The organism is Marinomonas sp. S3726 (genome assembly GCF_000967665.1).
Taxonomy (GTDB): Bacteria; Pseudomonadota; Gammaproteobacteria; order Pseudomonadales; family Marinomonadaceae; genus Marinomonas.
In genome coordinates, this window is the sequence record NZ_JXYC01000011.1 from 61418 (window position 1) to 72230 (window position 10813).

At 42.0% G+C, this 10813-nt stretch carries 9 protein-coding genes; 6 read left to right on the forward strand and 3 right to left on the reverse strand.

The window, feature by feature from the left end; translation table 11 throughout:
* The first annotated feature begins 85 nt into the window (after nt 1-85).
* Nucleotides 86-385, forward strand: coding sequence for a Bor family protein (locus TW85_RS09670; protein WP_046016923.1), 300 nt, complete (start codon nt 86-88; stop codon nt 383-385).
* A gap of 113 nt (nt 386-498) precedes the next feature.
* On the opposite strand, the gene TW85_RS09675 is transcribed toward TW85_RS09670, so the two are convergent.
* A complete protein-coding gene (locus tag TW85_RS09675) occupies nt 499-963 on the reverse strand; it encodes an Lrp/AsnC family transcriptional regulator (RefSeq protein ID WP_009833848.1) in 465 nt (154 codons plus the stop codon).
* 283 nt (nt 964-1246) lie between these two features.
* Here TW85_RS09675 and TW85_RS09680 point away from each other — a divergent pair, with 283 nt between their 5' ends.
* Both TW85_RS09680 and TW85_RS09685 read left to right on the forward strand, forming a co-directional pair.
* Nucleotides 1247-3406, forward strand: coding sequence for a transketolase C-terminal domain-containing protein (locus TW85_RS09680; protein ID WP_238326195.1), 2160 nt, complete (start codon nt 1247-1249; stop codon nt 3404-3406).
* A 10-nt stretch (nt 3407-3416) separates the two neighbouring features.
* Nucleotides 3417-4667: a 2-oxo acid dehydrogenase subunit E2 gene (locus TW85_RS09685; protein WP_046016924.1), complete on the forward strand. Its 1251-nt coding sequence runs from the start codon at nt 3417-3419 to the stop codon at nt 4665-4667.
* 88 nt (nt 4668-4755) lie between these two features.
* Here the strand turns inward: TW85_RS09685 and ggt are convergent, their stop codons facing one another.
* Nucleotides 4756-6522 carry a gamma-glutamyltransferase gene (gene ggt, locus TW85_RS09690; RefSeq protein ID WP_046016925.1) on the reverse strand — a complete coding sequence of 589 codons (1767 nt, stop codon included), beginning with the start codon at nt 6520-6522 and terminating at the stop codon, nt 4756-4758.
* Nucleotides 6523-6875: 353 nt separating this feature from the next.
* Complete coding sequence (locus TW85_RS09695; RefSeq protein WP_052702092.1) at nt 6876-7736, reverse strand: delta-class carbonic anhydrase; 861 nt, start codon at nt 7734-7736, stop codon at nt 6876-6878.
* A 392-nt stretch (nt 7737-8128) separates the two neighbouring features.
* Between TW85_RS09695 and cobJ the strand changes: the two genes are divergently transcribed.
* Genes cobJ through cobW form a run of 3 tightly spaced genes read left to right on the forward strand, consistent with a single transcriptional unit; the run spans nt 8129 to nt 10813 of the window.
* Nucleotides 8129-8905 carry a precorrin-3B C(17)-methyltransferase gene (gene cobJ, locus TW85_RS09700; RefSeq protein ID WP_052702062.1) on the forward strand — a complete coding sequence of 259 codons (777 nt, stop codon included), beginning with the start codon at nt 8129-8131 and terminating at the stop codon, nt 8903-8905.
* Nucleotides 8906-8929: 24 nt separating this feature from the next.
* Complete coding sequence (cobM, locus tag TW85_RS09705) at nt 8930-9730, forward strand: precorrin-4 C(11)-methyltransferase (RefSeq protein WP_046016926.1); 801 nt, start codon at nt 8930-8932, stop codon at nt 9728-9730.
* A gap of 3 nt (nt 9731-9733) precedes the next feature.
* Nucleotides 9734-10813, forward strand: a complete 1080-nt coding sequence (cobW, locus tag TW85_RS09710) for a cobalamin biosynthesis protein CobW (RefSeq protein WP_046016927.1) — start codon at nt 9734-9736, stop codon at nt 10811-10813.

The window sequence follows — 10813 nt, forward strand, 5'->3', positions numbered from 1 at the left end:
CGCCGTGATAAAACTAGGCCATTTGAACAGGGTTTAATTTTATAGGGACTTTTTACTTTAAAATGGAAATATAGGTAATTTAAACATGAAAAAAACATTAGCTGTTGCAGCACTTACTACTCTTCTTTTAGCAGGTTGTTCTACTCAAAAATTCAACTTGAATCCAGGTGCTGATTTAACCTCTGATGCGAGTCTTACAACATCTCAAACTTTCTTTGTAAGTGGTATTGGTCAAGAGACTGAAGTGAATGCGGCAGAAGTATGTGGTAGTGCTGATAAAGTAGCTCAAGTACTGACTAAACAAACTTTCATTAATGGTTTGTTGGGCGCTGTAACTTTTGGTATTTACACACCTCGTACTGTCGAAGTTCGTTGTGTAGGCTAAGCCTAAAATAGATTTGGAAAAGGCGTGCTGTTATCTTAACAGCATGCCTTTTTTATTATCTAAATCTCACGACTTTCAATAAGTCTAACGTCTTCGCTAAATCTAATGCTTTTCTATAAATCTAATGGAATTTCAACCGAGACTTTTTGCTGTTTCATTGAAAAGAGGGTATTGGCGTTATGTACCCCTTTGTGATTCAAAATATTCTGGGTTAAAAACTCTTGATAGGCTTCCATATCCTTGGCCAACATTTTCAATAAATAATCACAACCACCAGATACGGCATGGCATTCTAAAATCTCAGGGCAGCGGTTCACCATGGCCAAAAAGTCGGCCACTGTGTCAGGGTGGTGGTTATCTAAAGTGACCTCAGCAAAGGCACAAATCTTAAGGCCAATTTTGTCTGAATTAATGATGGCGGCATAACCTTTTATGTAGCCGTCTTCTTCCAAACGTTTCACTCTTCGCCAACAAGGCGCATTGGATAAGGACACCTTTTCAGCTAGGTCTCGATTGGACAAACGACCGTCTTCTTGTAAGGCCCCTAATATTTCAGAATCGACTCTATCTAATGACATAGCAATTTATTCTCTATTTATTGTTGTTTTGAGATACATATGTTTCTTATTGTGACAAAAACACCAAACAAAAAGCAATCAAGTTTCTCAAAACATAGATTAGAATTTAATCAGGTAGGGCATTTAGTGAAAATTAACTTTCCCATTGATGCTTGCAAATAAGAATAAAATTACCTCCCTGATTAGTATCTGCCTGCGTTTTTGTTGCTGTGGTTAACTAGGTATGGTTAGCCAGGTTATGAGGCAGCATGCTGTGGTATGAAGGGATAGAGAGGACAGGATAATGCAATCTTTGGCAGCAAATCTTTCGGCAGCTAAGATCGAAAAGAATAACGATGTACCCCTTAACGAATTGGATAAAGCAACTTGGCTGAAGCCGAAAACTGACTGGTTCCAATTAGTACATACCTTACTTACTTCTCGCTATATGGACGATGTTGAAGAACAAGATTTAGTACCAGCAAAACTTGTCTTTAATCAATTCTCAGCTCGTGGACATGACTTCGCACAAATTCTATTAGGTTCTCTTTTAACTCACCCTCATGATGGTGCAACGGGTTACTACCGTTCTCGTCCTTTTGTTTTATCTTTGGGTTTATCTATGGACGATGCACTTGCTTCTGGGATGGCTAAATCTGGTGGTTACAGTGATGGACGTGATATTGGTGTGGTGTGTAACTATGCTAACCAAGAGCGTAATGGCGCCATGTTATTTCCTATGTGTGGTGGCGTTGGCTCTCAGTATTCACCTATCTCGGGTTGGGCTCAGTCTATTGTTTATCATAGAGATCAACTTAAAGATGAAGCATATAAAGGCGCTATTGGCTTATCCATGGGGGGGGATTCTTCCATGTCTACCAGTGGTTTTTGGGCGGCATTAAATATCTCTACAACGAATAATTTACCTCACCTTTTTTATATTGAAGATAATGGTTATGGCATTTCTGTTCCGCAAACAGTGCAAACACCAGGGGGGGATCAGGTTGCTAACTTAGCGGCTTATAAAAACTTAAAAATTATTGATGGTGATGGTACTGACCCCTACACAGCGCCAGCGCTTATCGTAGAAGCAGTTGAATATGTGAGAAGCGGCAAAGGGACATGTCTTCTCAGACTTAAAGTACCACGCTTGTGTGGCCACACTTTCCAAGATACCCAAACCTATAAACCTGCTGATTTACTTGCCCAAGAAAAAACGCAAGATCCATTGCCTAAACTGCGCGAATTTTTACAAGACAAAGGCATTATGGATGAGCAGCAATGGCTAGCACTTGAAGAGCAAACTCATGCAGAAGTATTAGCCGCTGTGGCAAGAGTGAAGCTGAGACCTGAGCCTAAAATCGAAAATATTACCCGTTATGTATATGCCGAAAAAGATGAGCAAGGCCAAGCTGAACTGCAGTTAAGAGGCGGCTTACATGCGGATCACCATGTGTTTCCACAAGTGAGCGAGCAAGCCAAACCAGAAGGTGCTCGTTTAAATATGTTGGCATCGATTCGTAAGGTGCTCGCCCATGAGTTAGAAACTAACCCTAAGGTATTGGTGTTTGGTGAAGACGTTGGACCTAAAGGAGGCGTGCATGCAGCGACCTTAGGGCTTAATGAAGCTTATGGTGATTTAAGAGTTTTTGATACTAGCTTATCGGAAGAGGGCATTATTGGTCGTGCCGTAGGGATGGCGTTAGCAGGTTTGATGCCTGTACCTGAAATTCAATTTAGAAAATATGCCGAACCTGCTAGTGAGCAGATTACCGATACTGGCATTATGCGCTGGCGTACCAATAACCAATTTGCAGCACCTATGGTAATACGTATTCCAGGGGGCTTTGCTGGTCGTGGTGATCCTTGGCATTCAATGTCGGATGAAGTGGAGTGGGCGCACAAAACCGGTTGGCAAGTGGTAATGCCTTCTAATGCAGAAGACGCTGCTGGCCTATTGCGTTATGCCTTAAGAGATAATAACCCGACTATCTTTTTTGAGCACAGAACCTTGCTTGATAACCGTTGGGCCCGTAGACCTTACCCTGGTGATGACTATGTGATTCCTTTTGGTAAGGCGAAAACCTTAACCCAAGGAGACAAGCTAACCGTGGTGTGTTGGGGGGCCATGGTAGAGCGCTGTGAACAAGCCGCAATTGAGTTAGATCTTGGTATCGAAGTCATCGATTTACGAACTATTCAGCCTTGGGATAAAGAGGCGGTCCTTGCTTCTGTTAAGAAAACTAGCCGTTGTTTGATCGTGCATGAAGATAATATGACAGCAGGCTTTGGGGCTGAGATAGCTGCCATACTCGCCAAAGAAGCCTTCTTCGATTTGGATGCACCGATTGAGCGTTTAGCCATGCCAAATACCCCTGTGCCGCATAACATTAATTTGTTAAATGCTGTTGTCCCTACCACTGAACGTATTGAACTTGCCATGCAAGATCTGATTGAGATTTAAGGAGATTAGCATGCAAGCACTTATAGATATTGTATTACCCGCAGATCAGTTAGAAGGTACTTCGGCGGTATTAAGTAAATGGCTCATTAATGTGGGTGAAGAAGTTAAGCAAGGCGACCCTATTATCGAATTAGAAACCGACAAGGTGGCTATGGAGATATGTGCTAATCAGGATGGAGTGTTAGCTGAAATAATGATGCACGAAGGGGATGATGTCCCAGTTGAAGGCATTTTAGGGCGTCTTTCAGAATCAGGTGTAGTAGCACAAGATTCGAAAGTTACGCAAACTGTACCACAAGTAAAAGAAAGTGAAGCCTTTCACTCGGATGAAGAGACCTATCAACAGTCCGCTAGTAAATTAGTTGGGCCAGCTGTTAGGCGTTTGTTGAGACAGCACAGCCTTGATTTATCTCAGATACAAGGTACGGGTCGATATGGTCGAGTGACACTTTGTGATGTCAAAGCTCATCTGGCTCAAATGGGTGAAACTGTTCCTCAAAGTGTTAGTCAAAAGCGTGTGACTAAATCGCGTTTAACTCGTCATGATCATGATGCTAGACCGCTAGTTGGCGAGATGAAGCCCCACACAAGTATGCGTAAGAGCATTGCAAAACACATGACAGATAGCTTGTTGCATACCTCTCCCCATGTAACTAGCGTATTTGAAATGGACATGACAAATATTATTGAACATAGAAAATGGCATAAGAAAGAGTTTGCAGAGCTTGGGGTTAACCTGACTTATACCGCTTACTTTTTGTCTGCTTGTGTTAAAGCATTACAAGCTGTGCCAGAGGTTAATGCTCGCTTTCATGAAGAAGGTTTAGAGTTATTTAAAGACATTAATATCGGTGTCGGGACGGCGTTAGCGAATGATGGTTTGGTTGTGCCTGTTGTGCAACAAGTTCAAGAAATGAATCTGTTTGAGATTGCCTATGGGCTTAATCAGCAAATAGAAAAGGCCCGTACCGGAAAACTTCAGCCTAGCGATATGAAAAATGGCACCTTTACCATTTCTAATCACGGTGTCAGTGGTAGTTTGCTCGCAGCACCTATCATCATTAATCAACCTCAAGTGGCGATTTTAGGTATAGGTAAACTGGATAAACGAGTAGTGGTAAAAGAAGTGGACGGGGTGGATACCATGGTAATCAAGCCTATGTGTTACGTTTCTCTTTCTATGGATCACAGGGCTTTAGATGCCCATCAAACTAATCGTTTTCTACAAGTATTTGTAGATGCTATTCAAGACTGGGGCTAACTAGTCTCATAGCGATACATTCAAAAAAAACGGGCTTCATATTAAGTGAAGCCCGTTTTTTAGCTTAATTAAAATGGTTCAGAGGTGATTAATCCCCTAAGGCAATCCCTTCACGTCTTGGGTCTGCACCACCTTGGAAACCATCTCCATCAATAATGATGCCCTGTAAACCAGAGTTCAAATCACGCACATTCACTTTAAAGCCCATTTCAGCTAGCTGAGAGCCTAGCTTTTCTGCGCTTGTGCCTTTTTCAACATCATAAGTACCAAAACGGTTAAGCATGTTCGGTAAGCTAATTGCTGACTGAATATCCATGCCCCACTCAAGGTGAGCAATTAACGTTTTAGCTACATAGCCAATAATACGAGAGCCACCCGGTGAGCCTAGTACTAGATAAGGCTTACCGTCTTTAAGTACGATAGTTGGGGACATAGACGAGCGAGGGCGTTTGCCTGGTTCTAAACGGTTAGCAATTGGAAAACCATCCTTATGAGCTCTAAATGAGAAGTCGGTTAATTCATTATTCAATAAGAAACCATTACTCATGACACGTGAGCCAAAACCATTCTCAATTGTGGTTGTAACAGAGACAGCATTACCCTCAGCATCGACAATCGAAATATGGCTGGTGGATGGTAGTTCGATCGAAATATCATCCGCTTGCGCAATAGGGTGATTCCAACTTGGGTTACCTGGTTTTACCTCTTTAAGTGCTTCTCCTGGTGTGATCAGTGCGGCTCTTTCTTTCAGATAGGAAGCATCTAGCAAACCTTGTGGCATAGGGACGAAGTCTGTATCTGCCATATAACGACCACGGTCTGCGAAGGCTAAACGTGATGCATCACCAATAATTTGCCAAGCTTTTGCCGAGTCTGGCCCCATAGAAGCAAGATCAAATTCGCCTGTTATTCCCATAATTTGCCCAATCGTAAGGGCGCCAGAGCTTGGTGGACCCATGCCACAAATATCATATTGCTTGTAAGCAAGGCAGGTTGTCGCTCTTTCTTTAATCTGATAACTGGCAAAGTCGATTTCGTTTAAGACACCTGGGTTATCTTCAATACCGCGGACTTTCTTGACGATATCTTTGGCGATATGGCCTGTATAAAATGCATTTGCACCATTGTTAGCAAGGGTGTCTAAGGTTTGTGCATAAGCTGAGTTTTTAAGTAAGGTACCTTCTTTTAATGGTTCGCCATCAGCATCAAAAAAGTAAGCTTTAGTGGCAGGGTACCTTGCTAATCTTTCTTTGCCGCCTTCAATAGAACTTGCTAGGCGAGCTGAGACTTCAAAGCCATCCTCAGCCGTTTCAAGAGCGGGTTGGAGTAATCGACTCCAAGATAAACGGCCATACTTTTCATGTAAGTCACCCATGAGTTTCACTGTACCTGGTGTACCTACAGAGCGGCCACCGACAACCGCATCATAGAACTTTAATGGTTTGCCATTTTCATCTTGGAATAGTTCAGGTGTCGCTTCTTGTGGTGCGGTTTCACGGCCATCAAAGGTAGTCAGCTTTTTTAACTTTGCATCATAATAAACAACAAAAGCACCGCCACCTAAACCAGAAGACTGAGGCTCCACAAGGCCTAACATCATTTGTACTGCAACGAGCGCATCTATGGCTGAGCCACCTTCACTTAAAACTTTATAACCCGCTTGAGTAGCGATCGGGTTGGCGGCAGCCACCATAAAATGGTTAGATTTAACTAAGTCTTTATTTAGCCAAGCATTGGAAAGTTCAGGGGCAACTGTGTCTGCAACTTGTCCTGCGCCCACAGCCATGCCACTTAAACTGAACCCTAAAATACCAGCAGCTATATGACTGCTAAGCTTCTTTTGTGTAAAAGTCATCTCTATTTCCCTGTTTTATAATTAAAGTTATTTAGAAGAGGCTATAAATATAATCATACGTTGAAACTTATGTTAAGACTTTTATTCTAAAAAATTATAACTATATTCACTTTGATTATAACTAAAGTTATAAATATTTTATGTTAAGCATTAAATATGCCTATGCTTCCTCATATTAAATTTAATTAGAGTCAGAAAACGCTTTGAACGAGGTTTTTAATTAAGGGTATATATTATTTAGTTATATAAAAAAACCGGCTAAGGAGACCGGTTTTTTTATATTTAGTGAAAGGCTAGATCTAGAAAATTAATCCCCTTTAAGCGTCTTCATAAGGTGACTTTTTTGTAAGGCTTTATTGTTTAATTGATGATAACAAACTCAGGTTAGTGACGAGGTTCCTTACCCCATGGGCATGATCTTCTTCAAACACATTGTCTTTTAGCCACTCATCGACTGTGGCTATGTTTACCTTGACCACTTGCGGTCTAACATTCCAGGTTACTTGATAAGGAGACGCTTTTTCGTTGTAGCCAGGGCCGGTGGTTGAGCCAATATATTCAACGGCTTTACCTGTATTGGATGGGATGTTTGGCGCTTGTGGTCTGTCATTAACAGTGTCTACAGCAGTTAAATATAAAAAGTTTTGTGCTTTTTTATCATTCACTAGTACATAGACTTGCGTTTCAACTCTTAATTGTGGGTTGCCATTTTCTTTGGTTAGGCAAGATCCAAGTGTTGGGCCTGGAGTAACTTTAGCGGTTGAATAAACATAGTGAACTTCGATGGTATCGCCTGGATATAAACCTCCATGTTCACTTTCTCCCACTGTATGCTCATAGGGCATGAGTTCACTCTTATTAAACTTGCCTGTGTACTCAAAGCCTGTTTGATAACCGTGACCATCGCCATTGCCTGCGAAATGGGTAAACTCACCCCCTTTATGCTCGGCATTTTTATGAAAGTGTATGTTACATAAATTCATTTGAGTGGAAGCAGGTGATAAGCCAAAAATAATGTCATTTTTTCCTTCCAGCGAATCTATGTCTCTAGGTGATTGGGGACCATAACCCTTACCAGCTGTATTGCTTTCTAGCATGGCTCTCTGGTTTGCAATGACGCTATCAGCAACAGCATTTGAAGAGGTGCTAGCAGCATGGGCTGCGACGGAAAAAATTGAACTGGTAACAAGACCTATTACAAAGGTATTTTTCATAGAGACTTCCATTTGTTTTCCATGTTTAAGTAATTATTAGCACCTCAACGCAAGTCTAAATACAGCTTGTTAATAAGGTGCGCTTAACTCGACTTTTCAAGCCATAAGCCTAGTTTCTTTTGAGATGCTCGGCATGTTTTTTTCATTTCTTTGAGTCAAGTCTAATCAAAATGCTGACCCGAATAATACCAATATGCAGATAACTTCATGTTTGAGTGGGTTTCCCTGAAAAAGTATTAAATATTGAGACTCATTTTGGAGAGGTATTCAGCTTGACCTGAAAAGCCTTCACACTTTCATCAAGGCTTTTCATGCCGTCTTATAAAGAAGTCCTGTACAATGCGCTCCATTCGCGAAGAATCGCTAAGTTATTATTTGAGTACAGGTTTGTCATGAGTAAGTTATTTGTAATTGGAATGGGGCCAGGAGATCTGGATCTGGTCGCACCTAAAGCCCTTGCTGCATTAAAGGCCAGCACAGACATGGTGGCCTATGGTTATTATTTGGATCTGTTAGGCGATATTTGCCACAACAAAACCCACCATGATTTGCCTTTAGGTGAAGAAATTGCCAGAGCGCGATTAGCTTTAGATCTGGCTGCATCAGGTAAAACAACCGCTCTAATTTCGAGTGGGGATATTGGTATTTATGCTATGGCGACCTTGGTGTTTGAATTGCTAGATCAGCAGTTACAAGGTAAAGAGTCTCACTCTGAATGGTTAGATGTCGAGATTGAAGTGGTGCCAGGTATTTCTGCGATGCAGGCGGGTGCGAGCAAAGTCGGTGCTATGTTAGGGCATGACTTCTGTACCATTTCTTTGTCCGATTTATTAACCCCATGGGAAAGTATTGATAAACGTATTCACGCTGCGGGCGCGGGTGATTTTGTGGTCTCTTTTTATAACCCAGTATCAAGAAAGCGTGATTGGCAATTAAACCATGCCCGTGATGTTTTATTGAAGTATCGTCCAGCGACGACTCCCGTCATGATTGGGCGACAATTAACACGTCCTGATGAAGAGATTACCTTCACAACCTTAGCGAAGTTAGATGCTAAAGATGTAGATATGTTTACCATGGTGAGTGTGGGTAACAGTGAATCTCGTCATATTCAAAATGGTGAGAAAGATTGGATTTATACGCCTAGGGGCTATTCTAAAAAACTCTAATACTGAGGCATTAAGGCAGAGAAAATGAAAGTCTACTTTATTGGTGCAGGTCCTGGTGACCCTGATTTAATGACAATTAAGGGCATGAAAACCTTGAGTGCTTGCCCTGTTGTACTTTATGCAGGTTCCCTTATTCCAAGAGAAGTGATTGCCAGTGTAGAAGAAAGCGCTGAAGCAATTTATAACACGGCAGAAATGAACTTAGATGAAACCACAGCAGTGATTGAAAAGGCGCATCTAGAAGGTAAGGATGTGGCTCGTTTGCAGTGTGGTGATCCGTCTTTGTATGGTGCAATTGGCGAGCAAATTCGCCGTATTGAAGCACTAGACATCGATTATGAAGTGATTCCAGGTGTCAGCGCTGTTGCGGCTTCTGCTGCTCTATTACGTAAAGAGCTAACCTTATCGGGTGTGTCCCAGACCATCATAATGACACGCTATGAAGGTAAAACGCCTTTCCCTGAAAGAGAGCGTTTACCGGCGCTTGCTAAAAGTGGTGCAACGCTCGCGATCCATTTGGGTGTTACCAAGATACATAAAATAGTTGAAGAGCTAATACCTCACTATGGCGCTGATTGCCCGGTAGCTGTTTGTTATCGCTCAAGTTGGCCTGATCAAGACTATGTGACTGGCACTTTGGCTGACATAGTACAAAAAGTACGTGAGAAAAAATTCACCCTAACTAGCCTTATTTTGGTTGGCCATGTGCTGGATACTGACGACTTTAATGACTCTTATTTATACGATAAAAACCAACCTAATTTATTCCGTAAAAAGCAGCGTGCCCCAAAGGCAGATAAGATGCTTAACGAGAACAAGGACTAGATAATGCAACTTAATAAAATTCCAACAACTATTGTTACTGGCTTTTTGGGCAGCGGTAAAACCACCTTACTTTCTAATGTTTTAAAGCAAGCCCAAGGCAAGCGTATTGCTGTGATTGTGAATGAGTTTGGTGAGCTAGATATTGACTCTGATTTACTACGTTCATGCCCACTAGACTGTGATGATGAAGAGGCGAGTACAACACAAAACGGTGAAGATGGTTTTTATGAACTCGCCAACGGTTGTATCTGCTGTACCGTTGAAGAAGAGTTTCTGCCTGTTATGCAGCAGTTAGTCGCGCGTCGTGATGATATAGACCATATTTTGATTGAAACCAGTGGTTTGGCGTTACCTAAGCCATTAGTACAAGCCTTCAACTGGCCTGGCATTCAAGAATATTGCACGGTTGATGCTGTGATTACTGTGGTTGATGGTCCAGCAGTTGCTGCAGGCCGATTTGCTCATGATGAAGCGTTAGTGCAAAAGCAACGCTTAGCAGATGAGAGCTTAGATCATGACCCAAGTTTACAAGAGTTATTGGATGATCAGTTAAGTGCAGCTGATTTAGTGGTCGTCAGTAAAAATGATTTACTCGCCGAAGCTGAACGTGAGCAAGTTAAAAAAGTGGTTGCTCATAAAGTGCCCGACACAGTGAAAACGGCGTATATTGACAATGGTGTAGCAGCATTAGACATGCTACTAGGCATGGATGCGGCGTCTGAAACGCGTATTGATCATGTACATAATCACCATGACCATCACCATGCACATGGTGAGCATCATGATCATGCCCACGACCATTTTGACTCTTTTGTGATTAGTATCGGCGAAGTGGACTCTGATCGCTTAGAGCTGGTTCTAAATGGTTTAATTGCGTCTCACAATATCTATCGTGCCAAAGGCTTTGCAGCGGTAGCAGGTAAACCTATGCGTCAGGTTTTCCAAGCGGTAGGTAAACGTCTTGATAAATACTTTGACCGTTTGTGGAATGCAGAAGAAGCACGCCAAACTCAATTAGTCTTTATTGGTAAAGGCATTTCTAAAGACGCTGTTGAGGCTGAATTAAATAAAGCCTTGGCTTAG

Bases quoted from the DNA above. Each gene is read 5' to 3' on its own strand.
- TW85_RS09670 (WP_046016923.1), top strand. From the start codon at position 86: ATGAAAAAAACATTAGCTGTTGCAGCACTTACTACTCTTCTTTTAGCA.
- TW85_RS09675 (WP_009833848.1), bottom strand. From the start codon at position 963: ATGTCATTAGATAGAGTCGATTCTGAAATATTAGGGGCCTTACAAGAA.
- TW85_RS09680 (WP_238326195.1), top strand. From the start codon at position 1,247: ATGCAATCTTTGGCAGCAAATCTTTCGGCAGCTAAGATCGAAAAGAAT.
- TW85_RS09685 (WP_046016924.1), top strand. From the start codon at position 3,417: ATGCAAGCACTTATAGATATTGTATTACCCGCAGATCAGTTAGAAGGT.
- ggt (WP_046016925.1), bottom strand. From the start codon at position 6,522: ATGACTTTTACACAAAAGAAGCTTAGCAGTCATATAGCTGCTGGTATT.
- TW85_RS09695 (WP_052702092.1), bottom strand. From the start codon at position 7,736: ATGAAAAATACCTTTGTAATAGGTCTTGTTACCAGTTCAATTTTTTCC.
- cobJ (WP_052702062.1), top strand. From the start codon at position 8,129: ATGAGTAAGTTATTTGTAATTGGAATGGGGCCAGGAGATCTGGATCTG.
- cobM (WP_046016926.1), top strand. From the start codon at position 8,930: ATGAAAGTCTACTTTATTGGTGCAGGTCCTGGTGACCCTGATTTAATG.
- cobW (WP_046016927.1), top strand. From the start codon at position 9,734: ATGCAACTTAATAAAATTCCAACAACTATTGTTACTGGCTTTTTGGGC.